This is a genomic window from Pedobacter sp. (genome assembly GCF_965249885.1).
Taxonomy (GTDB): Bacteria; Bacteroidota; Bacteroidia; order Sphingobacteriales; family Sphingobacteriaceae; genus Pedobacter.
Map to the genome: position 1 here is coordinate 3,348,990 of NZ_OZ252254.1, position 25,729 is coordinate 3,374,718.

A 25,729-nucleotide genomic window follows, 5' to 3' on the forward strand; every position below is an offset into this window, starting at 1 on the left:
TTAGCTTTTTGTTGTTATAAAAATTAAAAATTTTTATCAAAAGTTGCGGAATAATCAATGTAATTTCTATCTTTGCAGTCCTTAATAAATCCTAACTGCGGAAGTGGCGTAATTGGTAGCCGCACCAGACTTAGGATCTGGCGCTTCACGGCGTGGGGGTTCGAGTCCCTTCTTCCGCACTAAAGGTAAACCGTTCCGATACAAATCGGGACGGTTTTATTTTAAAAAGACATTGTTAAAGAATTAAATAGAAATCGATATGCGCTTGGCTGTTTAAGCAGCTCAATCCGTATCTCAATACTCATATCTAGATGAATATTACACAGGAAAAAATTGATGATTTAAATGCTTTAGTTAAAATTACCTTAGCGCCGGAAGACTACGCTCCAAACGTAGACAAAGCAATTAAGGAACAAGCAAAAAAAGCTAACTTGCCAGGTTTCCGTAAAGGAATGGTGCCTGCTTCACACATTAAAAGAATGTATGGCAAAAGCATCTTGGTAGAGGAAATCAACAATATGTTGAACGATAACATCTCTAAATATCTTACAGATAACAATGTGGAGATTTTAGGTCAGCCGCTACCTGTTCAGGAAGATGAAAACGAGTACAACTGGGATTATAACGATACCTTTAACTTCGCTTATGAGTTAGGTTTAGCGCCTGCGGTTGATATCGAAGTTTCTTCGAAGGATAAATTTACTTCTTACAACGTAAAAGCTGATGATGAAACCTTAAATGAACGTGTTAGCAACATCCGTAAAAGCTATGGCAAAATGACTAACCCTGAGGTTGCTGCCGAAGGTGATGTGATTTATGCAGAGTTAAAGCAATTAGCTAATGATGGTTCAGAGTTTGAAGGTGGCATTGTAGCTACTGGCTCTATCCGTACGGATTTAGTAACTGATAAAAAAATCTTAAAAACGTTAGTAGGCGTTAAAAAAGATGATACTTTGGAACTTGATGTAAACAAAGCATTTGGTGGCGATGCTGCTGCTATTGCTAAATTGTTAAACATCAGCGAAGAAGATGCAGCAGAATTGAAATCGAAATTTGCTGTAACGGTTAAAAATGTAAACCGTTTGGAAGAAGCTGATTTGAACCAAGAATTTTTCGATAAAATTTTCGGTGCAGGTGTGGTAACTGATGAAGCTGGTTTCAAAGCTAAAATCACTGAAGAAATTGAATCGATGTTCAAACAAGATGCGGATCGCAAATTGCAAAACGACATCTACACTCAATTAACAGAGCAAACTAAAATGCAATTGCCAGATGAGTTTTTACGTAAGTGGTTAAAAGCTACTAACGAAAAACTAAGTGACGAGGAACTTGCTCAAGGTTATGATGATTTCGCTAAAAACTTGAAATGGACTTTGATTGAAAACAAAATTATCAAAGACAACGATATTAAAATTGACTATAAAGATGTTTTTGAAACGGCTAAACAACGTTTAGATGCTCAATTCAGAATGTATAGTCCAACACCTCTTCCTGAAGAACAATTAGCAGAATACACCGCTAACTTCTTGAAAGAAAGAGAAAATGCTAACCGTATTTTTGAAGAAGTAAAAGCACTTAAAGTTTTTGATTACATCAAATCTGTGGTTACTTTAAACGAAAAAGAGATTACTTACAACAAGTTTACTGAATTGAAGTAATGCTGTGGCGTGGTAAATATCACGTTGTTGCAAAGCTAAAGTGAGACTGACCGTTTGTCAGTAACAAAATTTACAAGAGTTCCGACATAAAATCGGAACTCTTGTTATATAAAAGCCAAAGTGATTTTGGTATTGAGTTGAATTATTGGTTATTGAATAGTTTTTTTCAGTGGCAGGAAGGTGGAGAAATAAAATCAGCATTTATCTACAAGCCTATTTCTTATTGTCACATAATCTGCTATTTTAGCGGAGTGTACAAATTGGCACGAAAATTAACAAACTTTAGGAAATATTGCTCAAATAATAATGTCGTGTGGCTTAGCGTATCAAACACTAATGCCAAGCGCTTAACTCAAAATTATCATGAAAATAGATAAAGACGAATTCAGAAAATATGCCGTTAAACATCATCGTATTAACGGATTAAACGTAGATAGATTTATTGGTGCAACTAACAATTCGCCAAAAGGGATGACACCTTACATCATTGAAGAACGTCAATTAAATGTTGCTCAAATGGACGTGTTTTCACGTTTGATGATGGATCGTATCATCTTTTTAGGAGATGCTGTTTATGATCAAAACGCGAATATCATTCAGGCTCAGCTATTGTTTTTGCAATCGGTAGATGCGCACAGAGATATTCAAATCTATATCAATTCACCAGGTGGATCAGTTTATGCTGGTTTAGGCATTTATGACACCATGCAGTACATCTCACCAGATGTGGCAACAATTTGTACAGGCATGGCAGCTTCAATGGGTGCTGTGTTGTTAGTTGCGGGCGCTAAAGGCAAACGTGCAGCGTTAAAGCATTCAAGGGTGATGATTCACCAGCCATCTGGAGGCGCACAAGGTGTAGCATCTGATATGGAAATCAATTTAAGGGAAATGCTTAAGTTGAAAAAAGAATTATACGACATTATTTCATCACATTCAGGTCAATCTTATGAGTGGGTAGAAAAAGCATCTGATCGCGATTATTGGATGACTTCTTCAGAAGCTAAAGAGTTTGGAATGATTGATGAGGTATTAGGCGGTACAAAATAAATCAGTTGGCAGTGTACAGTTAGCAATGTAAGCGTTTGTAAACTGCAAATTGAAAACTGAAAATTAAAAAGAATGGCTAGACAAGTAAGAGATTCGCATTGTTCCTTTTGTGGTACTCCAAAAAATGAAACATTGATGCTCATTGAGGGGTTGGATGCCTACATTTGCGACAAGTGTGTTAATCAGGCCAACGTTTTGCTTGCGCAAGAACTTGGTAATAAAAAAGGTAAGGCTTTTGATGATTCGTTCAAATTGCTAAAACCTGCTGAAATTAAACAGCACTTAGATCAATACGTAATCGGTCAGTTCGATGCAAAGAAGGTACTTTCTGTAGCGGTCTATAACCACTACAAACGCCTTAGTCAGAAAATTGATAAAGATGAGGTAGAGATTGAGAAATCGAATATCATGTTGGTGGGAGAAACAGGTACGGGTAAAACCTTACTAGCTAAAACCATTGCTAAAATATTGCATGTTCCTTTCTGCATTGTTGATGCCACGGTACTTACCGAGGCAGGTTATGTAGGGGAGGATGTGGAAAGTATCCTTACGAGGTTACTTCAAGCAGCTGACTATGATGTGGCTTCAGCTGAGCGAGGAATCGTTTACATTGATGAGGTGGATAAAGTAGCTCGTAAAAGTGATAACCCTTCCATTACTAGAGATGTAAGTGGTGAAGGTGTTCAGCAGGCTTTACTTAAAATTTTAGAAGGTACGGTTGTTAATGTACCGCCACAAGGTGGTCGTAAACATCCTGATCAGAAGATGATTGCCGTAAATACCAATAACATTTTATTTATTTGCGGTGGTGCATTTGATGGTATTGAGCGAAAAATTGCCAATAGGTTGCGTACAACGGCTGTAGGTTACAAGGTGAAAAAAGATGAAGTTGATTTGGACTTGAAGAACCTTTACAAGTACATCACTCCGCAGGATTTAAAATCATTTGGTTTAATTCCAGAATTGATTGGTAGGGTGCCAGTGCTTACGCATTTAGAGCCATTAGATAAAACTGCATTAAGAAATATCCTTACCGAACCTAAAAACTCTTTAATTAAGCAGTACGTGAAGTTGTTTAACTTCGAGAATGTAGAGTTAAAGTTTGATGATGAGGTATTGGAATTCATTGTGGATAAGGCAATGGAATACAAGCTTGGTGCTAGGGGCTTAAGGTCTATTTGCGAATCGATTATGTTAGACGCCATGTTTGACACGCCGTCAGAAAGTGATGTGAAAACGTTGGAGATTACACTCGATTATGCCAAAGAGAAGTTTGAAAAAGCTGACTTTAAAAAGCTGAAAGCTGCATAAAGAAATGAAAATCCCGACTTGTTCGGGATTTTTTTTAAACACAGGTTTTTGGATGATACACTATCGAGAAAAAACATTAAATTTAAAAAAAGGAGAAATATATGAATGAAGAAAAAGATGTAAAAAAAGATGAAACGTTAGTAAAAAAAGCTAAAAAAGTTAAAGAGGTTGAAACGCCAGTAAGAAAGGGGTTAAAGACTAAAGAGGACATTGTTAAAAATTGGTTGCCACGTTACACTGGTCGTCCGTTAGAAGAATTTGGCCAATATATTTTGTTAACCAACTTCAGCAAATATGTGGCATTGTTTTCTGAGTGGAATGATAACGCACCTATTTACGGTTTAGATAAGCCAATGCAAAGCGTAACGGCAAATGGTATTACTATCATCAACTTTGGTATGGGTAGTCCGTTAGCGGCAACAATGATGGATTTACTGACAGCGATACAACCAAAAGCGGTTTTGTTTTTAGGTAAGTGTGGCGGTTTGAAAAAGAAAAATCAAATTGGCGACTTAATTTTACCTATTGCGGCTATCAGAGGCGAGGGAACGTCTAACGATTATCTACCTGCTGAAGTACCGGCATTACCTGCGTTTGCGCTACAAAAGGCAATTTCTACCACAATTAGAGATCACTCTAGAGATTATTGGACTGGAACTTGTTACACCACCAACCGTAGGGTTTGGGAGCATGATAAGGAGTTTAAGAAATATTTGAAAAGTTTACGTGCTATGGCCGTAGATATGGAAACAGCTACCATTTTTACCACGGGTTTTGCTAATAAAATTCCAACTGGTGCAATTTTGTTAGTATCTGATCAGCCTATGATTCCAGAAGGAGTAAAAACTACTGAAAGCGATAGTTCTGTAACTGTGAACTTCGTTGAATCTCACCTAAGAATAGGAATTGATTCGCTGAAACAATTAATTAATAATGGATTGACGGTGAAACACCTTCAGTTTTAGCGATCACTTGTCATTCCGACGTTAAGAGGAATCTGTTTCCAAGTGGAGCCTTATAGATTTCTCACTGCGTTCGAAATGACAAAATTCACGGTAATTCTTACAACCCAATACACTGTTTTAGCCCACCTGTCATTCCGACGTTAGGAGGAATCTGTCTTCTAAATGTAGTCTTATGGATTTCTCACTGCGTTCGAAATGACAAAATTCACGGTAATCTTATCAATCCAACGCACTGGTTTAGACCACCTGTCATTCCGACGTTAGGAGGAATCTGTTTCCAAATGGAGCGTTATAGATTTCTCACTGCGTTCGAAATGACAAAGCTAGAGGTTTGTCAGTCTAAGCCGCTTTTTGGATAATCAAACAGGACCAAATCTCCGGTGCCTCCACTTATTAATCTCCAATCGTCGAACGGGAAATCAATGGTAGCTACACTACACGTAGGCATGTTGGAAATTTGTCCATCACTTAAATAATTGAGCAAATCAGTTAAGCCAGGGTTGTGGCCAAACAACGCGATTCGGTCGAATTGATTATCAAATTGATTTACAACACGTAGTAAAGTGTTTGTGGTCGCTTCATAAATTGCTGGTTCAGTTGTTAACCGAGCGGCATCAACTTGCCAGCCTGCAGCAAAATATTTCGCCGTTGTAATTGCTCTTAAGGCAGGACTACTAACAATGGCTTCCGGTTGAAATTCTTTCGCAATTAAACGCTCAACCATTTCAGGTGCATTTTTGTGTCCACGTGGGTTCAGCGGACGATCAAAATCTTTTAAGGTGAAATCTCCCCAATCAGATTTTGCATGCCTTACTAGGATTAATTGCTTAGCCATTTAATTTTTGATTTATTTTTTCGACAACCATTTCTGGAGTAATCATTGCTATACATTCCTCAACACCACATAAGCAAGGTTTGTTTCCGTAAATGGAATTTGGACGATTAGGATGGTCAATTTGCAGACAATCGTTAATCGATTGCCCGTAACCTAAAAAGCCTGCATAAGGATGCGTTGGTCCCCAAATAGAAACTACCGGAGTTCCAACGAGGGATGCCATGTGCATTCCAGAAGAATCCATGCTTAGCATCAAATCTAAATGGGAAATGATATCCAGTTCTTCATTTAGGTTAAACTGTTTGATGGTATTGATTAACGCTGGAAATTGTTTTGTCCAGCCCGCTGCAATACCAAACTCTTTATTGCCACCGCCAAAAATGAAAACTCGATGTCCTGAATCAATTAGTGATTCAATGACTTTCTCCATTTTTTCAAGCGGGTACATTTTATAGCTATGTTGTGCAAAAGGAGCAATTCCTATTTTTTTGCCGTCATTTTTAAAAAAAGATTGGGCTTTTTGTGGCAACTGATGCTCTTGTTTCTGTAGTTGATGGCTTAATTGAAGCGGCAACTGCAGTGCTCTAAAAACATCTGCATATCGTTCAACGGTAAGTTTAAGTGGCTGCAGTATTTTATTAGTAGGTCTGGTAAGTGCTTTTTTCTCAGCACGCCCCTTATCAATACGCTTAATTTTTACCCCGGCTAATCGGAAAAACAGAGATAAGATTCTACTTCGAATGTTATCATGTAAATCGGCCACTGCAATAACTTTGTTGGATCTTAACTCCTTAAACAGTCTGTATAAACCTAAAAAACCTCTGTGCTGCTCTTTGGGGTAAATAGGATGGAAGCTGACGTGTTCAATATCGCTAAAAAATGGCTCGAAATTTTTTCTGCTCACCATTAAGACGTTCAGCTGTGGGTTTTGCGCTGTTAACTCCTTTAACACCGAAGCTACCATAGCAACATCGCCCATGGCGGAAAAGCGTAAAACAACAAGCTGCTTAGCGGCCGACATATGAAACTATGCTTTATTGTACAACACCGGGTTTAAAGTCGGGTCGTTATACATTTTCATTTGCTTGTACACCTTCATGTACTTGTTTCCGGCTGCAATATCTTCCAACAATTCGTCGATACTTTGCGAAAGATCTCTGCGCTGCGTTAACAATACATCCAATTTATTTTGGCAGGTTGCTTTGTGTGCTTCAGTTGCAGAGGGTCTATTCACCTCTTCTTGCATGTGAAATATTTTCAGTGCTAAAATAGAAAGTCTATCTATAGCCCAAGCTGGACTTTCTGTATTTACTTTTGCGTTTGCATTAGCTTCAACATCTTTAAACTTCTCTAAAAAATAGCTATCAATGTACTCCACCATATCGGTGCGGATTTGGTTTTGCGCATCAATTCTTCTTTTCCATTGTAAACCTTCCGCAGGATCAATTTGAGGGTTTCTTACTACGTCTTCCATGTGCCATTGGGCGGTATCAATCCAATTTTTTTGGTAAAGCAAATGCGCTATGCTGTTACTTTCGTAAGGGTTGGCAATGGGATAATCAATATCATCAAATTGATGGTAATCTATAATAGCTTGGTTAAAAACCTCGTTGGCTAATTCACTAATCATGTACAAAGATATTTTTTTACTGGAAGATTAAGGTTTTTTGCTTTCAAAAAAGGCACTGATTTGATCTAATGAGAATGCATTCAAACATTTTTCTGCAACCAAACCTCCTTTTCGAGCTACTAAAACGCCATAGTTCATGTCCAAAAATCCTTCCTTTCTGTGGGCATCTGGATTGATGGCTAGTAATACACCTTTTTCCAAAGCATAGCGATGCCAGCGCCAATCTAAATCCAAGCGCAGGGGATTGGCATTTACTTCGATGACTACATTATTTGTAGCACAGGCATCTATCACTTTTCTGAAATCAATTTCATATCCCTTTCTGCTTAATAATAATCGTCCGGTTGGATGCCCCAAAATGGTAGTGTATGGGTTTTCAATCGCTTTAATCAATCGTTCGGTAGCTTTTTCCTGACTCATTTTCAATTGACTATGTACGGAAGCCACCACAAAATCGAAAGTTTTTAAGGTAGCCTCATCATAATCTAATGATCCGTCATATAAAATATCGCTTTCAATACCTTTGAAAATTTTGAAAGGCGCAAGCTTTAAATTCAATTCATTGATTAACTGATGTTGTGCATAAACTCGTTGTTCATTCAACCCGTTAGCGTAAAAGGCAGATTTAGAGTGGTCGCAAATACCTAGGTACTCCAAATTCAATACGTCTTTACAGTACAGCGCCATCTCTTCTAGGGTATGTACGCCATCGCTCCAGTCGGAGTGGTTGTGCAAGCTTCCTTTTAAATCTGAATGGTCAATTAACTGAGGTAGTTGACGCTGTTTTGCCAATTCAATTTCGCCCAAATCTTCCCTTAGTTCTGGTAAAATGAAGTCTAAACCAGCTTTTTGGTAAATGTCTTCTTCACTACTAAAAAGATGGTCGCCCGTCAATTCCAAAACCTTATTGACGTGGTTTTGATTCCCTGTTAGCCTAAAGTAATCAAGGTAAAAGTTAGATTTCGGGACAACAAAGAGTTTTATGTTAAGCCCGCTTTCAGTTTGTGCAGCAAAGCAATTGGTAGCTGTTTCTGCAAAAGCAAGCTCGTAGGTGGTCAATTCGGTAGCAATAACTTCCGGATTTTCGGTGCCAATAATGAAAACTGCTTCCTCAACAATTTCACAAAGCCTCCTAAATTCACCCGCAATACCCAGTAAGGCATCATCTTCTACTTTGTTGAGCCACGTAGCTAAACTTTCCTGCAACTGTAAAACCAATGGTTGAGCTTTGGCATATAAAAATTTGCCATCAGCCGCCATCTTAAACTCAATGATTTTCTTGATTTCTTCCTGAGTTTTCAAGCCGAAACCTTTAGCTTCAATCAATCGGTTTTCGTTACACGCATAATAAAGTTCGCCTATACTTTCGATCTTTAGATCATTCCAAATGGTGGCTATTTTTTTAGGTCCAATTCCTTTAATAGTAAGCATCTCAACAATGCCGGGTGGCGTTTGCTCTAGCAAAGTTTCCAACTCCGCCACGCTTCCAGTTTCCAGCAGTTCAATTACTTTGGAAGCAATGCTTTTACCTACACCATCTATTTTATCAATTTCACTTGTGGGCTTACTTGCTAATGCAAAAGGAAGTTTATCTATTTTAAAAGCGGCGTTAGCAACAGATTTTACTTTAAACGGATTTTCGTTGTGAAGTTCCATTAATTGTGAAAGCAATCTTAACGTCCGGGCAATTGGTTTATTTTCCATGAAATAATTTCAGGTATCGGTATCAGGTATTAGTAATCAGGTGTAAGGTATTAGGGATTAGGTATTAGGAATTAGTTATGCAACAAGTACTGCAAAGCTAATTCCTAATTTATTTCAATATTTACGGGTTATTTGATTCGGATATCGTAATCCATACGAGCTTGAATTCCGGTGTTGCTTATTGCTTTTTTCATTTGTTGGTAAAGGATGTAGTTTTCACCAAACTCTTTTTTAGCATAGTAAGCACTTACATTGTCTTTAGCCGAGCTCAAAAATTCTTTCCAAGGATCAATTTTTTCTGGATATTCTACTACTTTATAATCGCTTAGTTTAGCTTTTTTAGCTGCTGATGCGATGGCATAATCGAAGCCGCCTAATTTATCGGCTAAACCATTTTTCACCGCTTCCTTACCAATCCAAACTCTTCCGCCGCCTAAGCTATCCACTTGAGCTTTGGTTTTCTTTCTTCCATCAGCTACTTTGCCAATAAAGGTATCGTAAGTTTTGTTAACGCCCTTTTGGATAATGGCTCTTTCAGCAGGAGTTAAAGGACGGTTAACACTCATGATATCAGCATATTCACCAGTTTTCACACCGTCAAAAGTAATACCCAATTTGTTGTTGAACATGTTTTGCAAGTTAGGAATGATGCCGAAAACACCAATCGACCCAGTAATGGTATTAGGTTGCACAAAAATGCTATCTGCGCCACAGCCAATGTAATATCCGCCTGAAGCAGCCACATCACCAAACGAAGCAATTACAGGTTTCACTTTTTTGCTCAAAATCATCTCTCTCCAAATCACGTCGGAAGCCAAAGCGCTACCACCGCCTGAATTTACACGCAAGACAATTGCTTTTACATCATCATCTAATCTGGCTTTTCTAATAGCACGCGAAATTCTTTCAGAGCCAATTTGTTCGTCAGAGCCTTCGCCACCCACAATGTCGCCGTTAGCGTAAATTACAGCAATCTTATCTTTAGCGCCACTCTCTCCTTGTACTGGAAGATTTTTGATATAGTCGTTAATACTTACGCTGTTAATTTCCTTCTTCTTATCCGTACCGGTGATATTCCTTAATTCATCTAAAATCTCATCTTTATATTTTAACCCGTCAACCATTTTATAGGCCAAGGCATCTTTAGGGAATTGAATTTTATATTGGTCGGCGATTTGATACAAACTATCTTTTTGCAGTTTGCGTGTTTCGGCAATGCCGGTTAAAAATGTATCGTATAAACTACTTACGTACGCCGTGACTTGCTCACGGTTATAATCGCTCATTTTGGTGTTGATAAATGGCTCAACAGCACTTTTATAATTGCCCACACGGATAATTTGCGCTTCGATCCCTAGTTTTTCCAAAGCACCTTTAAAGAACATCAGCTCCGAACTGAATCCTTTGAAAGTCAACTCACCTTCAGGGTTCAGATATATTTTGCTTGCTGCCGAAGCTAAGTAATAAGCTCCTTGAGAGTAAGTTTCACTATAAGCAATTACAGGTTTCTTACTTTTTCTAAAGTCTATGATGGCATTTCTCACTTCAAGCATGGTTGCCATACCAGCATTTGGAGCGCTTACATTGATATATACTGCCTGGATATTGTCGTCGTTCTGCGCTTTTTTTAATGCTCTAATTACGTCATTAAAGCCAATACTCTTGTCGTTTGAGCCACCAAAAAGTTGTCCAAAGGAACTTTCTGGTGTACGCTCCGTGATGGCTTGGTCGAGGTTAAGATATAGTACGGAGTTTTTCTTAATCACAGTGTCTTTTTCACTACCCACTGAGGCAATCATTCCGATGAAGATGACAAAGCCTATGATGCCAAGTACGATTGACGAAATTACAATGCCAACTACCGTGGCAAAAACATATTTGAAAAATTCTTTCATAAGTTTAAATAACCTTTAATTTGTAAAGATAAAAAATGCATTGTGATATCTTGTGTTTAAGCTGTCCTACTGTTAAATTATTTAAATGCAAACAACCAAGCGATATAAATGTTAGAGCAAAAAGAAGCTTACTTGTTACTAGGAACGAATTTGGGCGATAGAAGTGGCAATCTTCGTAAAGCTGTTGAGCTAATTGATTATGAAGTAGGAAAAGTATTTATCTGTTCAAGTGTTTATGAGACAGCGGCCTGGGGTAAAACAGACCAGCCCGGCTTTTTAAATCAAGCCTTAGGTGTAAAAAGTGCTTTAACTCCATTAACTATGTTGGAGGCGCTACTGCACATTGAGCAAAAAATGGGTAGGGTAAGACTAGAAAAGTGGGGGGAGCGTTTAATAGATATTGATTTGATTTTCTATGGGAAGGATACCATATTAAATGAACAACATCTTAAATTGCCCCATCCAGAGATGCATAAAAGAAGATTTGTATTGGAACCTTTAAATGAAATAGCCGGAGATTATATTCACCCTGTTTTTAAGGAGAAAGTTTCGAGCATTTTAAGTAACTTAAACGACGAATTAGCAGTCCAAAAAATTTAACCAAATATTACGATGATTGATCCAATTAAAAGCAAAGCAGATTTAGACCTAAGCTATTTGAAGGAAATGTCGGGAGATAGCGCAGAATTTATGATAGAAATGTTGGATACTTTGGTAGAACAAATTCCAATGTATTTAGATGATCTACAAAATGCGGTTGATGCTAAAGATTGGAAGGCAGCGTCGGAATTTGCACATAAGGTAAAGCCAACGTTTTATTACGTAGGTAGGGATGACCTGAGAGATTATATGCAATTGATAGAACGTAATGCTAAAGAAGGTGTCAACTTAGAAGGAATTCCAGCTTCGTTAGCCGAAGTAAAGGCAGAATTAAATATTGTATTAGGTCAGGTAGCTAAATCGCGTACAGAGCTGGAAAGTCAATTGTAGGTTGCTTACTTTCTAACCTGAGTCCGATTATGATTTAGGTTGATTTACCATAATATATAATATTTTCTAGCTAGCTAACCTTGATCCCGAATGTTCGGGATCAGGATCAGTTTTGAAAGCTATTTATCAATGAATTAATAATCGACTCAGGTTTCTAATAAGTCTTAATAATTGATAAGCTTTCAGCATTGAGCTATTGCTGTAGCTAAGTTGAAAGCTTATTTTTTCCTAAAATAGGCAAACGAAAGTCCGATATATAAAATAAGAATGATTGGCAGCGCCACAAACTGTTGCCAAGCAAATAAGGCAAGCGATAAAATCATAAATACAAATTTGATTTTATTTTCACTCCATTTCAGATTGCTAAACTTTAGAGAAAAGATTTTTATTTCACTTACAAGCAAATAGCTACTTACGGCAGTGATGGCTGCTAATACAATCCAATTTCCAATAATTTGCGGGTGGTAGTCTGCTACATAAGGTAATGATACGATAAATAGCGTATTCATAGGTGTATTTAAGCCGATAAAATCAACCGTTTGTCGAGTATCGGTATTAAATTTAGCTAACCTCAAGGCCGAGAAAAGTGTGATTACAAAACCAACATACGGCAGGTAGGCATTTGGCGCATCACTAGCTTTAAATAGATGAAACATGATAGCGCCAGGTAAAAAGCCGAAGCTCACTACATCTGCTAAAGAATCTAAATCCTTTCCAATGCCATTGTTAATTTTTAAGGCTCTTGCTGCCATCCCATCAAAAAAGTCAAATATGCCTGATAGGATAACGAAATATGCAGCAGATTTTAAGTCGCCATTGAAACAAAATACGATACCGATACAGCCCGAAAATAAATTGGCGCAGGTTAAAGCATTTGGGAGATTTAACATTGGTGTGTTAGTTATAGGTGTTACGTTATACGTTTTTGAGCCGTTCAAACTTACAACTTTAAAACGTATAACGTAAAACTTTTACTATCCGTTCATTCCTAAAAGGAACTCTTCGTTATCTTTTGTGCCTTTAATTTGAGCTTGGATCAATTCCATAGCCTCTTGACTGTTCATGTCTGCCAAGTGGTTACGTAAAATCCAGATACGTTGTAAGGTTTCTCTATCTAACAATAGGTCATCTCTACGTGTACTTGATGCTGTAATATCGATAGCAGGGAAAATACGTTTGTTAGCCAATTTACGATCTAACTGAAGCTCCATGTTACCAGTACCTTTAAATTCTTCGAAAATTACTTCGTCCATTTTAGAACCTGTCTCAGTTAAAGCAGTAGCTAATATGGTTAACGAGCCACCTTTTTCAATATTACGGGCAGCACCGAAGAAACGCTTAGGCTTGTGTAAAGCATTAGCATCAACACCACCTGATAAAATCTTGCCCGAAGCAGGTGCAGTAGTGTTGTAAGCTCTGGCTAAACGAGTGATGGAATCCAGTAAGATTACCACATCATGGCCACACTCAACCAATCGTTTAGATTTTTCAAGTACGATATTGGCGATTTTTACGTGTCTTTCGGCAGGTTCATCAAATGTAGATGAAATTACCTCAGCTCTTACGCTACGAGCCATATCCGTTACCTCTTCAGGACGCTCATCAATCAATAAAATGATCAAATAAACTTCTGGATGGTTTTTAGCAATTGCATTAGCAACCTCTTTTAACAAGTTGGTTTTACCTGTTTTAGGCTGTGCTACAATTAAGCCACGCTGACCTTTACCAATTGGAGTGAATAAATCCATGATTCGGGTAGAATGGTTACCACTTTCTACGAATAAATCCAATTTTTCAGTTGGGAAAAGTGGCGTTAAATAGTCGAAAGGAACACGGTCACGTACATCAGCTGGTACACGTCCATTGATGCTGATTACCTTAACCAATGGAAAATATTTTTCGCCTTCTTTTGGAGGACGAATACTGCCGTTTACCGTATCTCCCGTTTTTAAACCAAATAATTTGATTTGAGATTGCGAAACGTATATATCATCAGGTGACGATAAATAGTTATAGTCAGCAGACCTTAGAAAGCCATAACCATCGGGCATAATTTCCAAAACACCTTCGTTGGTGATGGTATTATCGAAATCCAAGTTAGAATAACTGGTTTCGTTTTGCTTTTGGTTGTTATTGCCGTTATTATTGTTATTGTTGTGGTTTTTCTGCTGACGATTATCGTCTCTTTGCGGTCTTTCGTCTTTAGAAGGTTTGTCCTCTTTAGCAGGGCGCTCTTCTTTAATTGGACGCTCTTTTGCAGTTTTTTCTTCTTTCAAAGGAGCTTCATCAATTACAATTACCTCGCCTTGTGGCGTGTTCACTTTGTCTTTTGGAATACGCTCCCTTTTCGATTTTTGATTTTTTAGTTTGTCGGCAATGCTCTCTTGTTTTGATAGATCTTGTCCGGTAACTAAAGCAATTGCTTCAAAATCAGGAGTAGGCAGTTCAATTTGTGGTTCGTCAAAAAGGGTAGGCTTTGCTGCCTTTTCCTTTTTTTCTTCCACAGCAGGTGCTGCTTCTTGATTGTTATCTTTTATAATACGTGTTCTTTTTCTGGCAGGTTTTTCTTGGGCGGCTGCTTCATTAGCAGTTTCTACGGCAACTGGAGTTGCTGTGGTAGTATCTTGTTTTTTCAGAATTTCTTCGATTAAGTCGTTTTTACGTAAATCGCCTGCATTTTCAACACCATTCGCTTTCGCTAACTCACGTAGTTCGGCGGTAAGCTTTTCAGTTAGTTCTGTTTTGCTAAACATTTATATTTTGTCGTGAATTTTATTTTTGGGTTTACCAAATAATACAACCAAAAAAGGGCTTAAAAGATTTAAGAAATTTTCTCGCTAGGATTTTTTCGGAAGGTATTCAGATAAACTTTCTGGGAATTATGGCACAAGTGTAGGAAAATGGAATCTAATCTGCAACATTTTTTTTCAAAAAGTTCATTTCTTTCTACTGTATCTTTATCATCATAAATTAAATAAGTAGCTAAAGATATTACACTTGCAAACGCTGTTTTGTTAATGCAAATAGCTAATGGTTGGCCTTAAACACTATTAATTGTGATAATGAGACTTCGTTTTTACTGATAAATTCAGTCACAAAATCAACTTTTATTCCCATCTTTGCAGCATTTTAAAATCCATTCGAAAATGAACAAGCAGCAGCTTTTTGAACAAATTCAACGTAAAAAATCCTTTTTATGCATCGGTCTTGATCCAGTTTTGGATAAGTTGCCTAAGCATTTATTGAAATATGAGGATCCGATACTTGAGTTTAATAAGCAACTGATTGATGCTACACATGATTTGTGCGTAGCTTACAAACCAAATACTGCATTTTACGAAACTAGAGGAGTAAAAGGTTGGGATACACTTGTGAAAACTTGGCAACATTTTCCAAAAGATGTTTTTACTATAGCAGATGCCAAAAGGGGTGATATTGGTAACACTTCTGCCATGTATGCTGAGGCTTTCTTTAACGAGCAAAGTTCGGGGATGAGTTTCGATTCGGTAACAGTGGCACCTTACATGGGCGAGGATTCGGTTTCGCCATTTTTGAATTATCCAGAAAAGTGGGTGATTTTATTAGCGTTAACCTCTAATGCTGGATTTAAGGATTTTCAAGTGAAGCAGAGCGAAGATCAGAAATTGTACGAGCAGGTAATCAGCACTTCATCTAAATGGACAGATAGCAACCAAATGATGTACGTAGTTGGGGCAACCAAGGCTGAGGAATTTAAAAATATCAGAACGCTAGCACCAGATCATTTTCTATTAGTGCCGGGTGTAGGTGCGCAAGGTGGAAGCTTAAGTGCAGTTTGCGAGTTCGGTTTGAATAAAGAATGTGGCTTATTGGTAAATGCTGCACGTAGTATCATTTATGCAAGCAATGGCGAAGATTTCGCTGAGAAAGCTCGAGAAGAAGCCTTATTATTACAACAAGAGATGGAGCAGATTTTGTTATCTGCTAATTTGATATGAGCGCAAAACGCGATGTGAAGTTGATAGTGGCATTATTTGCCATTGCTATTGTTTGGGGAACTACCTACTTGGGAATCCGTGTTGCAGTGCATACCATACCAGCCTGGTTTGTAGCTGGGTTGCGCCAGGTGGTAGCATCAATTATACTACTTTCAATTTTACTTTATCAGAAGCAATTCAAATGGATTGGCTGGAAAAGTCTGGGCCGACAAATTTTGGTGGCCAGCTTAATGATCATCGTTGCAAATGGTATGACCACCGTAGCCGAGGAAAGCATTCCAAGTGGTTTAACGTCGTTACTTACGGCACTTTCTCCCATCGTTGTTTTTTTGGGAAGTTTGATATTTGGTTTGCAAAAACCTAGCTTAAAGGGATTTATTGGCGTAGTAATAGGTTTTAGTGGGGTAGCTTTTATTTTTAGAGATGGTATAGGCGATATATTGGATCCAAATTATAAAACAGGAATAACTTATTTAGCAATGGCTATTTTAGGTTGGGCTGCAGGAACTATTTACACCAAAAAATATACGCACAAAAGCAATCACATCTTTTTGGATTTGTTCTATCAATTTGCCTTTGCTGCAGTTGCACAGCTCATTATAGCAAATATCGTTTCTCCTAATACGTCCTTTAGCGATTGGTCGTTGCAGAGTTTAGGCGCAGTAGTATATTTAGGTGTCTTTGGATCGGTGGTAGGATTTTTCTGCTACAATTATGCGCTAAAAAAAGTGAGCGCTACTGAGGTTTCTATTTTATCTTACTTCAATACCATTATCGCCATATTTTTAGGGTGGTTGGTACTTAATGAAACAGTTACCTACGATTTACTAATCGCTACTGTTCTTATCATTTTGGGTGTTTTCATTACCAATTATAAAAAGAAGGAAATAAAATAGATACTCCTTTAAGTTTTCAAAAGCTAATTTAACGAGATTAATCGCTAATTTCAAGTATGCGGTTTCCGGAGGAGTTTTTACATTTTGTATGGCAATTTAGGCTCTACGATCAACAGCAGTGCCAAACTACTGATGGGAAGTCTTTGCAAATACTGCATTGTGGTTTCCTTAATAAAAATGCTGGTCCTGATTTTTCAACTGCTAAAGTGATAATTGACAGTACCACTTGGGCTGGACAAGTAGAAATTCATCTTAAGTCTTCGGATTGGCATGTTCATCAGCATCAGCATGATATGGCTTACGATAATGTTATTTTGCATGTGGTTTGGGAACATGACACTGAAATTAAGAGATCGGACGGAACCGTTTTGCCTACGTTTGAGTTAAAAGATAAAATTGCTCCATCGCTGTTTGATAACTATCAAAATTTGATCACTTCTGTCAACAGCTTCCCCTGCGAAAATCAAATTGGTACGATAGATAGTTTCGTAATCGGCAATTTTCTGTCGAGAGTTTTAGTAGAGCGACTGGAAGAAAAATGTGCTGAGGTTTTCGAGAGATTAGCGCAATTAAACGGTAACTGGGACGAAACATTTTATCACTTTATGGCCAAAAATTTTGGTTTTAAGGTGAATGCCTTGCCTATGCAGGTGTTGGCGCAAAGCTTGCCGCAAAACTTATTTGCTAAGCACAAAGATCAATCATTACAAATTGAAGCTTTGATATTTGGACAAGCTGGTTTTTTAGGCCAACGCTTCGAAGAGGAGTATCCTAATTTGCTAAAAACTGAATATACTTTTTTAAGTAAGAAATATGGTTTAAATCCTATTGATGTTTCACTTTGGAAATTTTTGAGGATGCGGCCGCAGAATTTTCCAACGTTAAGATTAGCGCAGTTTGCTGCACTAATTGTGAAATCTAACCACCTGTTTTCCAAAGTGCTCGAAGTTAAAAATGTAAATGACCTACACTTGCTTTTTGAATCATTGCCTGTCCATCCATTTTGGCAAAGCCATTACCATTTTAATAAACTGGCGGATAAGGTAACTACGCAGTTAGGGAAGTCCTCTATCGATAACCTCTTAATCAATACTGTTGCCTTATTTCTGTTCGCTTATGGGAAATACACGGGGCAGGCTAACTTCCAAACCAGGGCTTTTTATTTGTTAGAAAGCATTCAGTCTGAGCAAAACAATGTGATTTCAAGTTACTTTGATGCAGGTGTAACGGCGCAAAATGCCTTTCAAACACAAGCTTTACTGCAATTACGTAAAAAATATTGCGATACAAAAAGATGTTTACATTGTGGAATTGGCTTAAAGCTTTTAAAAAAAAGTGGTCTAAATTCTTAACATAGATCAATAGAAATAGGTTTCTCAGTCTTTAATTTTGCATCGTAAATTGATAAGTAAATTAACCTTTAATCAAAAAAATAAAAATGAGAAAACTACTTTTTGCGCTACCTGCGCTATTTCTATTGGCTTCTTGCGGAGGATCATCGAGCAATACGGCAACAACCAGCGAGCAAACTGCTGCTGAACAAAAAGGTGAAACGTATACTATTGATACTGCAACCACTGTTGTTGATTGGAAAGGTACTCACAAGGGAGGCTTAGCACCGCGTTGGGGTAAAATTAAGGTTACTTCTGGAACTCTCTCTGTTGATAAAGATTCAGTAAATGGTGGTGAGTTTGTGGTAAATATGGGTTCTCTTCAGGTTGATCCCGCATCGGTAACGGAAGAGGGTAAGAAAGCTGCTGATCTTGAAGGTCATTTGAAAAGCGCAGACTTTTTTGACGTAGAGAAAGCACCAACTGCCAAATTCGTAATCACTAAAGTAGCACCTTATGTTGCTACAGCAGAGGCAAGTTTAATTGCTGATCCAAATTACTTAATTAGTGGAAATTTGACGCTTAAGGATAAAACGTTAAACGTTACTTTCCCTGCCAAAGTTCAAGTTACTCCAACATCGGTAACTGCTTCGGCTAAGTTTGTAATTGACAGAAGCGCTTGGGGAATTAATTATAAAACAGAAGGTAGTCCTGAAAACTGGATGATTTCAAAAGATGTTGAAATTGGCTTAACGCTAAATGCGAAGAAATAGGTGCTGAATTTATTGTGAGTCCAGATTAGGTACTTTTGAAATTCTATAAAAATTTCAATTAAGCGTATTTTTTTGGCTCGCCGCCGCTGGGCTCTTACTTTTTGACCGCAAAAAGTAACAAAAACTCTCGGTTGCTTATTTTTCTTTCAAAGAAAGTGTTTTGGCTTATTATTGCGTGCCGAAAAATAAGAGACCGAAAATTAGCTGAACGTAGGTTTGAAGCGCTATCGCTAGCAAATAGCATAATTCTCTTATCCCCAACTCACGTTATTTAATAATCTTTGCAGCTCGACATATCATGTCGGGCTGTTTGTTTTTATAAGCTATTGATTTACCTATAGAAAACAAAGGTATTGCTCATAAATTATACGATTAAAGACTTTTGTCTGCAACATTATCTTCGGCTGTTTTCTACTAACAAGCGATAGATTCATATTTCATGTTAGCTTGACTAAGCGTTATATTGACATCGCATTGCTGCAATTTTTAAAAAACTTAATAATTCTTGGTTTAAAAGTTAATTTTGTAAATTAGGATATAAAATCAAGTCGAATATGTTTCAGCGTATAGTTACTTTTTTCGAGCAGCGTAGTTTTGGGGTATCGGCTTATTTGGCCAACAAACTTGATATGAGTACTGCAAAAGTGAGGTTGTTCTTTATTTATTCCTCATTTTTGGCTGTAGGTTTTCCTATCCTTTTTTATGTTTTGGCTGCGGTTTTTTTAGATATCAGGACTTACATGAAGCGGGTAAGGTCTAAAGTTTGGGAATAGACTAAATTACGATTTTAGATTTACGAGTTACGATTTGCTGTATTTAAATTTTAAAGTCTAGTTCTGGTTTTTTACTTTATACCTTTGCCGTTTAACTTTCTTAGTCGTCGTCTCTTAATATTTCTGCAATTTCGTGAAATCCTTTTTCTGCGGCTAAATCGGCAGGTAGTTTTCCACCTTCCATACGCAAACTTACTTCTGCACCGTGTTCCAGCAATAAAATAATGAGCTCGATATTACCCAATTGTGCGGCACTGTGTAAAGGAGCCACCCCTGATTTCTGGCAAACGTTAGGATAAGCGCCAGCATCTAATAAAACCTTCGTGACATTAAAATTATTGGCAGCCACGGCAGAATGGATAGGGAAAACGTTGAAGCCGTTTTTGCTTGGCAGGTTTACATCAGCGCCTTTAAGAACCAAAAAACGAGCAATTTCTTCGTGGCCAAAATAACAGGCCAAACCTAGCGGTGTAAATCCATCTACTGAATATTCATTAACAGCACGTGGATTTTTGAAAACCAATAGTGTGACATCATCAAATTTTCCTATTGCACATGCGTCGAAGATGTTGAGCTCGGGCATAAATTCGGCAATGGCATTGGCAATGTCCATTTTTTTATAATAGCAAGCCAAGAGCATTGGCGAAATCTGGTGCGAAGTAACTTGTGAAGCTAACTGCGGTTTCTGACTCAACAGCGCCACAATTTCCTCTAGCTGATTGTTTTCTATATAGGTTTCAAGTTGCGTAATGTCCATTTTTAAAATTTAGTTTCGCCGACAGGTTAAAATAACGAAATTTAATTAATATTAGAAAAGCGCAAATTAATTAGTTTTTAAAAGCATTTGTGAGTACTGATATAAATAAAAAATCCTACCCAGTAATGCTGCGCAGGATTAACTAAAATAAAAAACCTATATAAAATAATTGTTTCTGCAGGTTAAGACTTGGCAGGAGGCCAAAGGTTTAAAACTCGATAGCTACAGACTAAGATGATTTCCAACCTGAGTTCGATTGTTATTTATTTGATTGGCCACATTATACCATATTTTCTAGCTAACTAACCTTGATCCTGAATGTTCGGATTAGTATAAGGTTTGAAAGCTAATTACCAGTGAATTAATAATCAAATTCGGGTTTCTAATAAAATAAATTCGATTTTTTTAAGGATAAGTTTTAGAAGTTTGCTGCGTTATAAGCAGGTTAGGGCAAAGCTTGCAGTTTAAACATCAAACATCACTAAATTTAAACAGTTTATTTATATTTGTTCATTAATATTAAACGATACGATGTCGGTACGGGGAAATTCATTTAAATCCAATTCTTTCAAACAAAATGCTGAGCAAGGTAAAGGTGGGCAGAAATCTAGTGTTAGGGAACCCCGGGTAAAAGCCGAGTATCTTCCAACATTTAATCTTCAGGATGGCAGATTGGTAAAAATCATAGGATTGTTTTTTGTCATTTTGTCCATTTACTTTTTGGTAGCATTTACTTCTTATTTATTTACTTGGCAGGAAGATCAAAGCTATGTGATTGATGCGAATGGAGGCTGGGGTAACTTATTTAAAAGTGTAGATGAATTAAAGCAGAGCGGTGTAGAAGATCCAATCGTTCAAAACTGGTTAGGTAAAATAGGAGCTTTATTATCACATCAGTTCATCTACGAATGGTTTGGCGTAGCGTCTTTCCTTTTCGTATTTGTGTTTTTCGTGATTGGTTATCGGATGCTTTTCAAAGTGAAAATTTTCGCTGTTGAAAAAGTGTTGGCTTATAGCTTTTTCTTTCTGTTATTCATTTCTTTAGCTTTTGGTTTTGGCCATTCATTTTTTGCTAAAACGCCACATTTTTTAGAAGGTGAATTTGGTTATTGGAGCAATAAACTATTAGAAGTACAAATAGGAAGAACCGGAGTAGGCGGTTTATTGGTGTTCTTAGGACTTTCGGTGTTAATCATTGCCTACAATATCGATTTTAAATTGCCAGAAAAACAGCCTGCACCAAACCCTCGAAGAATTGTAGAACCGGAAGTTCCGGAAAATATAGCACTTGAGGAGGAAAGCAAATCTGAGCCGGTGGAGTTCAGCTTAAATGATCGATATAAAAATCAGCAAAAGCAGGAACAAAATATTGTACTTACGCCGAGTCGGTTTGAGCAAAAAGAGGAAGAGCAAGACGATGATCGTTCGGGTTTACCCTTAGCAACGAATGTATTGCTATCGCCAACTGTTTCAGCTGCGGCGGCTGTTCCCTTGGTTGCATCAGTTTCAGAGAACGCTGCATCGGCTATGCCTGCAATGGAAATTACGCCCACGCCAAAGGAAGAAGTTCAAATAGAGGAACCCGCTTTTACGATCGAGAAAACGGAGGAAGACGTTAAATCTGAGGATTTAGTGGAGCAATTTGGTAATTACGACCCCACCTTGGACTTGTCGAATTACAAATATCCTCACTTAGATTTAATGGAAAATTACGGCTCTAACAAAATTGCGGTAAACGCAGAAGAGTTGGAAGCCAATAAGAATAAAATTGTAGAAACGTTAAATCACTACAATATTGAGATTGACAAAATTAAAGCAACCATTGGTCCAACGGTAACGCTTTATGAAATTATTCCGGCTCCGGGTGTTCGTATTTCGAAAATTAAAAACTTGGAAGATGATATTGCCTTGAGCTTGGCGGCTTTAGGCATCCGTATTATTGCTCCAATGCCTGGTAAGGGCACAATTGGAATTGAAGTGCCCAACTCTCATCCTGAAATGGTGGCGATGAGAAGTGTGTTGGCAACGGAAAAATTTCAGCAGACGAACATGGATTTGCCTATCGCTTTAGGTAAAACAATTAGTAATGAGGTTTATATTGCCGATTTAGCTAAGATGCCCCATTTGTTGGTTGCCGGTGCTACTGGACAAGGTAAGTCGGTGGGTATCAACTCAATTTTGGTATCACTGCTATACAAGAAGCATCCTTCTCAATTGAAATTGGTTTTAGTTGATCCGAAAAAGGTGGAGTTAACTTTGTTCAATAAAATTGAACGCCACTTTTTAGCTAAATTACCTGGCGGAGATGATGCCATTATCACTGATACTAAAAAGGTAATCAACACCCTCAACTCGCTTTGTATTGAGATGGATCAACGATATGATTTGCTGAAGGATGCGATGGTGAGAAACCTTAAAGAGTACAACGAGAAGTTCATTAAGCGCAAATTAAACCCAAATAACGGGCACCGCTTTTTACCTTACATTGTTTTAGTAGTAGATGAGTTTGCCGATTTAATTATGACGGCCGGTAAAGAAGTGGAAACACCAATTGCTCGTTTGGCGCAGTTAGCTCGTGCTATTGGAATCCATTTGGTTTTGGCTACGCAACGCCCATCGGTAAACGTAATTACGGGTACCATTAAGGCTAACTTTCCTGCCAGATTGGCGTTTAGGGTACTGTCAAAAATAGATTCTCGTACCATTTTGGATAGTGGAGGTGCTGACCAACTGATTGGTAGAGGTGATATGCTGTTAGCAACTGGAAGTGACTTGATTAGACTACAATGTGCTTTCGTAGATACACCAGAGGTTGACCGGATTTCAGATTTTATTGGTAATCAACGTGGTTATTCAGAAGCATATCAATTGCCAGAATATATTGACGAAAATGGAGAAGGTTCATCCACTAAAGATTTTGACCCGAATGACAGAGATCCGCTTTTTGAAGAAGCAGCGCAATTAATAGTGTCTCATCAACAAGGATCAACCTCTTTAATTCAACGTAAAATGAAGTTGGGTTACAATAGGGCAGGGCGTATTATTGACCAATTGGAAGGCGCAGGGATTGTTGGACCGTTCGAAGGAAGTAAGGCTCGAGAAGTTTTAATTCCTGATATGTACGCTTTGGAACAATTCTTGAACAACCTGAATCAAAAATAATTGAAATTAGAAGTTTAGATAAGATGAAAAAAGTAGTTGTAGCATTATTGACCTTGGGTTTATTTAGCACTGTGGTTAACGCACAAACAGATCCTAAGGCGAAAGCTATTTTAGCTGAAGTTAGTAAGAAATACCGTTCATATGATGTAGTTAAAACTGATTTTACCTTTACCTTAGATAACAAACAGGCTAAAGTAAAAGAAACACAACAAGGTACATTATACGTAAAAGCAAATGCTAATAAGTACAAGGTAGCCATGACTAACCAAGAATTAATTAGCGATGGAAAAGTACAGTGGACTTACCTTAAACAAGACAAAGAAGTACAGGTTTCTAATGTAGATCCTAGCGGTGAAGCTTTAAATCCAGCCAAAATTTTTACTATCTACGAAAAAGGATTTAAGTACATCTACACAGGAGAGCAAAAGGTAGGTAACAAGGTTTATCAAATGATTGATTTATCGCCTACGGACATTAAAAAGAATGTATTTAAGGTGCGTTTAAGCATTGATAAAGCTGCAAAACAAATTGCAAACATTGTAATTTTCGAAAAAAACGGAAATACTTACACTTACAATGTAAAAACGTTTTCACCAAATGTGAAGGTTCCTGAAGCTACGTTTGCCTTTGATGCGAAGAAATATCCTGGAGTGGAAGTAGTTGATTTAAGATAATAGCAGATAAAATTATAGTAAAAGAGGGTTTAAGTTTTAGCTTAAGCCCTTTTTTATTAGATTTGAAAATCACATAATTGCTATTGGTTTGAAGTTAACTTTTTTAGGTACGGGTACATCACAAGGCATACCAGTTATTGGTTGTGGTTGTGCGGTATGCAAATCTGTCGACAAAAAAGATAAACGTTTGAGGGTTTCTGTTTGGGTACAAACGGACGATAAAAGCATTGTTATAGACAGCGGCCCCGATTTCCGTTACCAAATGTTACGAGCTGGAGTTACAGACTTAGATGCAATACTCTACACCCACGAACATAAAGATCATGTAGCGGGTTTGGATGATATTAGGCCTTTTAACTACATCTTAAAAAAGCGCATTGATATTTTTGCTACCGAACGGGTTCAAGAAGCGTTAAAGCGGGAATTTCAGTATATCTTTTCGGATGTGAAGTATCATGGCTTGCCTCAAATTGATGTGCATACCGTTAATGATGAACGTTCTTTCCATGTTGGTGAAACTAAAATTGTTCCGTTTGAAGTAATGCATTACAAGTTACCTATTTTGGGATATCGGATTGGTGATTTTACCTATATTACTGATGCTAAAACCATAAGTGAGGCTTCATTTGAAAAGATTAAAGGAACAAAGGTTTTAGTGCTCAATGCGTTGCAGAAGGAGAGCCACATTTCACACTTCACCCTATCAGAAGCAATAGCATTTGCGCAAAAAGTAGGTGCCGAACGTACTTTTTTAACTCATATTAGCCACAACTTGGGGCTACACGAAGAAGTTAGTAAGGAATTGCCCGCTAACATTCAACTTGCTTACGACGGACTTAATATCAATTTGTAGTTAAGCCTGTTCAGTTAAATTGAGCACCATCCAAAGTGTGCAGGCATAGTGCCCAGAACATCCCATCGGGTGATCCAGTTTTTTAAAGCCAGCTTTTTCATACATGCCTACTGCGGTAGAAAGCTCAGGAAAAGATTCTAAGTACACGCTTGTATAGCCCATCGTTTTAGCCGATTCAATACTTTTTTCCATCAGTAATTTGCCTAAACCTTTGCCTCTTGCTTTGGAGGAAAGATAGAATTTAACCAGCTCAACACATCCTTTCAGTAAGCCTTCAGTTGGATAAATGCCACAACCACCTAATAGTTCACCATCCTCTTCTGCTAACCAATAAATTGCACCTTCAACGTCAAAGAGCTCATAAAGCGCATCAGTTGTAGGATCAGTGTAAACGGTTCCCGGTTTATCGATTTTAAATTCTCTAAATACTTCGCGAATCAATTCTGCAATTACAGGATTGTCAGCCTTCGTCAAATTTCTAATCGTGATAGCCAT

The 25,729-nt window shown here is 37.7% G+C and carries 23 protein-coding genes and 1 tRNA gene; 15 read left to right on the forward strand and 9 right to left on the reverse strand.

Annotation, left to right across the window (positions count from 1 at the left end):
• Nucleotides 1–97: 97 nt before the first annotated feature.
• The 5 genes from ACY2A0_RS14270 (at nucleotide 98) to ACY2A0_RS14290 (ending at nucleotide 4,984) form a co-directional block, all read left to right on the forward strand.
• Nucleotides 98–179: transfer RNA gene (locus tag ACY2A0_RS14270), tRNA-Leu, on the forward strand.
• 132 nt (nucleotides 180–311) lie between these two features.
• Nucleotides 312–1,658 (forward strand): trigger factor, encoded by a 1,347-nt coding sequence (gene tig, locus ACY2A0_RS14275; RefSeq protein ID WP_461790147.1) that lies wholly within the window; start codon nucleotides 312–314, stop codon nucleotides 1,656–1,658.
• A 363-nt stretch (nucleotides 1,659–2,021) separates the two neighbouring features.
• Nucleotides 2,022–2,708 (forward strand): ATP-dependent Clp endopeptidase proteolytic subunit ClpP, encoded by a 687-nt coding sequence (clpP, locus tag ACY2A0_RS14280; RefSeq protein WP_113635700.1) that lies wholly within the window; start codon nucleotides 2,022–2,024, stop codon nucleotides 2,706–2,708.
• Nucleotides 2,709–2,780: 72 nt separating this feature from the next.
• The gene (gene clpX / locus ACY2A0_RS14285; RefSeq protein ID WP_113635702.1) at nucleotides 2,781–4,019 is read left to right on the forward strand and encodes an ATP-dependent Clp protease ATP-binding subunit ClpX; all 1,239 of its coding nucleotides are present in this window, start codon (nucleotides 2,781–2,783) and stop codon (nucleotides 4,017–4,019) included.
• 101 nt (nucleotides 4,020–4,120) lie between these two features.
• Nucleotides 4,121–4,984, forward strand: coding sequence for an AMP nucleosidase (locus tag ACY2A0_RS14290; RefSeq protein WP_198659523.1), 864 nt, complete (start codon nucleotides 4,121–4,123; stop codon nucleotides 4,982–4,984).
• Between the two features lie 334 nt (nucleotides 4,985–5,318).
• Here ACY2A0_RS14290 and ACY2A0_RS14295 read toward each other — a convergent pair whose 3' ends face one another.
• The 5 genes from ACY2A0_RS14295 to sppA all read right to left on the reverse strand — a co-directional run bounded on the left by ACY2A0_RS14295 (nucleotide 5,319) and on the right by sppA (nucleotide 11,048).
• Entirely contained in the window at nucleotides 5,319–5,819 is a 501-nt protein-coding gene (locus ACY2A0_RS14295) for a SixA phosphatase family protein (RefSeq protein ID WP_461790148.1), read from the reverse strand.
• Nucleotides 5,812–6,840 (reverse strand): glycosyltransferase family 9 protein, encoded by a 1,029-nt coding sequence (locus ACY2A0_RS14300; protein WP_461790149.1) that lies wholly within the window; start codon nucleotides 6,838–6,840, stop codon nucleotides 5,812–5,814. Before ACY2A0_RS14300 ends, ACY2A0_RS14295 begins: the two co-directional genes overlap by 8 nt.
• A gap of 6 nt (nucleotides 6,841–6,846) precedes the next feature.
• Nucleotides 6,847–7,449, reverse strand: coding sequence for a DUF4254 domain-containing protein (locus ACY2A0_RS14305; protein ID WP_461790150.1), 603 nt, complete (start codon nucleotides 7,447–7,449; stop codon nucleotides 6,847–6,849).
• 27 nt (nucleotides 7,450–7,476) lie between these two features.
• Nucleotides 7,477–9,153 carry a helix-hairpin-helix domain-containing protein gene (locus ACY2A0_RS14310; RefSeq protein WP_461790151.1) on the reverse strand — a complete coding sequence of 559 codons (1,677 nt, stop codon included), beginning with the start codon at nucleotides 9,151–9,153 and terminating at the stop codon, nucleotides 7,477–7,479.
• A 128-nt stretch (nucleotides 9,154–9,281) separates the two neighbouring features.
• Entirely contained in the window at nucleotides 9,282–11,048 is a 1,767-nt protein-coding gene (gene sppA, locus ACY2A0_RS14315; RefSeq protein WP_461790152.1) for a signal peptide peptidase SppA, read from the reverse strand.
• A 108-nt stretch (nucleotides 11,049–11,156) separates the two neighbouring features.
• On the opposite strand from sppA, the gene folK reads away from it, so the two are divergent.
• Both folK and ACY2A0_RS14325 read left to right on the forward strand, forming a co-directional pair.
• On the forward strand, nucleotides 11,157–11,648 hold the full coding sequence (folK, locus tag ACY2A0_RS14320; RefSeq protein WP_461790153.1) for a 2-amino-4-hydroxy-6-hydroxymethyldihydropteridine diphosphokinase: 492 nt from the start codon (nucleotides 11,157–11,159) through the stop codon (nucleotides 11,646–11,648).
• Nucleotides 11,649–11,660: 12 nt separating this feature from the next.
• On the forward strand, nucleotides 11,661–12,038 hold the full coding sequence (locus tag ACY2A0_RS14325) for an Hpt domain-containing protein (RefSeq protein ID WP_461791583.1): 378 nt from the start codon (nucleotides 11,661–11,663) through the stop codon (nucleotides 12,036–12,038).
• Nucleotides 12,039–12,256: 218 nt separating this feature from the next.
• On the opposite strand, the gene pssA is transcribed toward ACY2A0_RS14325, so the two are convergent.
• Complete coding sequence (gene pssA, locus ACY2A0_RS14330) at nucleotides 12,257–12,928, reverse strand: CDP-diacylglycerol--serine O-phosphatidyltransferase (RefSeq protein ID WP_461790155.1); 672 nt, start codon at nucleotides 12,926–12,928, stop codon at nucleotides 12,257–12,259.
• Between the two features lie 84 nt (nucleotides 12,929–13,012).
• On the reverse strand, nucleotides 13,013–14,791 hold the full coding sequence (rho, locus tag ACY2A0_RS14335; protein ID WP_461790156.1) for a transcription termination factor Rho: 1,779 nt from the start codon (nucleotides 14,789–14,791) through the stop codon (nucleotides 13,013–13,015).
• Nucleotides 14,792–15,184: 393 nt separating this feature from the next.
• Between rho and pyrF the strand changes: the two genes are divergently transcribed.
• The 5 genes from pyrF (at nucleotide 15,185) to ACY2A0_RS14360 (ending at nucleotide 19,788) form a co-directional block, all read left to right on the forward strand.
• On the forward strand, nucleotides 15,185–16,015 hold the full coding sequence (gene pyrF, locus ACY2A0_RS14340; protein ID WP_461790157.1) for an orotidine-5'-phosphate decarboxylase: 831 nt from the start codon (nucleotides 15,185–15,187) through the stop codon (nucleotides 16,013–16,015).
• Complete coding sequence (locus ACY2A0_RS14345; protein WP_461790158.1) at nucleotides 16,012–16,911, forward strand: DMT family transporter; 900 nt, start codon at nucleotides 16,012–16,014, stop codon at nucleotides 16,909–16,911. The genes pyrF and ACY2A0_RS14345 overlap by 4 nt, the downstream gene beginning before the upstream one ends.
• A gap of 56 nt (nucleotides 16,912–16,967) precedes the next feature.
• On the forward strand, nucleotides 16,968–18,263 hold the full coding sequence (locus tag ACY2A0_RS14350) for a DUF2851 family protein (protein WP_461790159.1): 1,296 nt from the start codon (nucleotides 16,968–16,970) through the stop codon (nucleotides 18,261–18,263).
• A gap of 86 nt (nucleotides 18,264–18,349) precedes the next feature.
• Nucleotides 18,350–19,015 (forward strand): YceI family protein, encoded by a 666-nt coding sequence (locus tag ACY2A0_RS14355; protein ID WP_461790160.1) that lies wholly within the window; start codon nucleotides 18,350–18,352, stop codon nucleotides 19,013–19,015.
• Nucleotides 19,016–19,569: 554 nt separating this feature from the next.
• Nucleotides 19,570–19,788, forward strand: coding sequence for a PspC domain-containing protein (locus ACY2A0_RS14360; RefSeq protein ID WP_113635730.1), 219 nt, complete (start codon nucleotides 19,570–19,572; stop codon nucleotides 19,786–19,788).
• Nucleotides 19,789–19,888: 100 nt separating this feature from the next.
• Here ACY2A0_RS14360 and ACY2A0_RS14365 read toward each other — a convergent pair whose 3' ends face one another.
• Nucleotides 19,889–20,545, reverse strand: a complete 657-nt coding sequence (locus ACY2A0_RS14365) for an ankyrin repeat domain-containing protein (protein ID WP_461790161.1) — start codon at nucleotides 20,543–20,545, stop codon at nucleotides 19,889–19,891.
• Between the two features lie 531 nt (nucleotides 20,546–21,076).
• Here ACY2A0_RS14365 and ACY2A0_RS14370 point away from each other — a divergent pair.
• From ACY2A0_RS14370 to ACY2A0_RS14380, 3 genes are all read left to right on the forward strand, one after another.
• Nucleotides 21,077–23,707 carry an FtsK/SpoIIIE family DNA translocase gene (locus tag ACY2A0_RS14370; RefSeq protein ID WP_461790162.1) on the forward strand — a complete coding sequence of 877 codons (2,631 nt, stop codon included), beginning with the start codon at nucleotides 21,077–21,079 and terminating at the stop codon, nucleotides 23,705–23,707.
• Between the two features lie 23 nt (nucleotides 23,708–23,730).
• On the forward strand, nucleotides 23,731–24,381 hold the full coding sequence (locus tag ACY2A0_RS14375; protein WP_461790163.1) for a LolA family protein: 651 nt from the start codon (nucleotides 23,731–23,733) through the stop codon (nucleotides 24,379–24,381).
• Nucleotides 24,382–24,469: 88 nt separating this feature from the next.
• Complete coding sequence (locus ACY2A0_RS14380) at nucleotides 24,470–25,234, forward strand: MBL fold metallo-hydrolase (protein ID WP_461790164.1); 765 nt, start codon at nucleotides 24,470–24,472, stop codon at nucleotides 25,232–25,234.
• On the opposite strand, the gene ACY2A0_RS14385 is transcribed toward ACY2A0_RS14380, so the two are convergent.
• Nucleotides 25,235–25,729: a GNAT family N-acetyltransferase gene (locus tag ACY2A0_RS14385; RefSeq protein WP_461790165.1), complete on the reverse strand. Its 495-nt coding sequence runs from the start codon at nucleotides 25,727–25,729 to the stop codon at nucleotides 25,235–25,237.

Coding starts and splice junctions, on each gene's coding strand:
- folK (WP_461790153.1), top strand. CDS start 11,157: ATGTTAGAGCAAAAAGAAGCTTACTTGTTACTAGGAACGAATTTGGGC.
- ACY2A0_RS14295 (WP_461790148.1), bottom strand. CDS start 5,819: ATGGCTAAGCAATTAATCCTAGTAAGGCATGCAAAATCTGATTGGGGA.
- ACY2A0_RS14370 (WP_461790162.1), top strand. CDS start 21,077: ATGTCGGTACGGGGAAATTCATTTAAATCCAATTCTTTCAAACAAAAT.
- pyrF (WP_461790157.1), top strand. CDS start 15,185: ATGAACAAGCAGCAGCTTTTTGAACAAATTCAACGTAAAAAATCCTTT.
- ACY2A0_RS14305 (WP_461790150.1), bottom strand. CDS start 7,449: ATGATTAGTGAATTAGCCAACGAGGTTTTTAACCAAGCTATTATAGAT.
- ACY2A0_RS14350 (WP_461790159.1), top strand. CDS start 16,968: ATGCGGTTTCCGGAGGAGTTTTTACATTTTGTATGGCAATTTAGGCTC.
- clpX (WP_113635702.1), top strand. CDS start 2,781: ATGGCTAGACAAGTAAGAGATTCGCATTGTTCCTTTTGTGGTACTCCA.
- clpP (WP_113635700.1), top strand. CDS start 2,022: ATGAAAATAGATAAAGACGAATTCAGAAAATATGCCGTTAAACATCAT.
- ACY2A0_RS14290 (WP_198659523.1), top strand. CDS start 4,121: ATGAATGAAGAAAAAGATGTAAAAAAAGATGAAACGTTAGTAAAAAAA.
- ACY2A0_RS14355 (WP_461790160.1), top strand. CDS start 18,350: ATGAGAAAACTACTTTTTGCGCTACCTGCGCTATTTCTATTGGCTTCT.
- tig (WP_461790147.1), top strand. CDS start 312: ATGAATATTACACAGGAAAAAATTGATGATTTAAATGCTTTAGTTAAA.
- ACY2A0_RS14365 (WP_461790161.1), bottom strand. CDS start 20,545: ATGGACATTACGCAACTTGAAACCTATATAGAAAACAATCAGCTAGAG.
- pssA (WP_461790155.1), bottom strand. CDS start 12,928: ATGTTAAATCTCCCAAATGCTTTAACCTGCGCCAATTTATTTTCGGGC.
- ACY2A0_RS14325 (WP_461791583.1), top strand. CDS start 11,661: ATGATTGATCCAATTAAAAGCAAAGCAGATTTAGACCTAAGCTATTTG.
- ACY2A0_RS14375 (WP_461790163.1), top strand. CDS start 23,731: ATGAAAAAAGTAGTTGTAGCATTATTGACCTTGGGTTTATTTAGCACT.
- ACY2A0_RS14345 (WP_461790158.1), top strand. CDS start 16,012: ATGAGCGCAAAACGCGATGTGAAGTTGATAGTGGCATTATTTGCCATT.
- sppA (WP_461790152.1), bottom strand. CDS start 11,048: ATGAAAGAATTTTTCAAATATGTTTTTGCCACGGTAGTTGGCATTGTA.
- rho (WP_461790156.1), bottom strand. CDS start 14,791: ATGTTTAGCAAAACAGAACTAACTGAAAAGCTTACCGCCGAACTACGT.
- ACY2A0_RS14385 (WP_461790165.1), bottom strand. CDS start 25,729: ATGGCTATCACGATTAGAAATTTGACGAAGGCTGACAATCCTGTAATT.
- ACY2A0_RS14300 (WP_461790149.1), bottom strand. CDS start 6,840: ATGTCGGCCGCTAAGCAGCTTGTTGTTTTACGCTTTTCCGCCATGGGC.
- ACY2A0_RS14310 (WP_461790151.1), bottom strand. CDS start 9,153: ATGGAAAATAAACCAATTGCCCGGACGTTAAGATTGCTTTCACAATTA.
- ACY2A0_RS14360 (WP_113635730.1), top strand. CDS start 19,570: ATGTTTCAGCGTATAGTTACTTTTTTCGAGCAGCGTAGTTTTGGGGTA.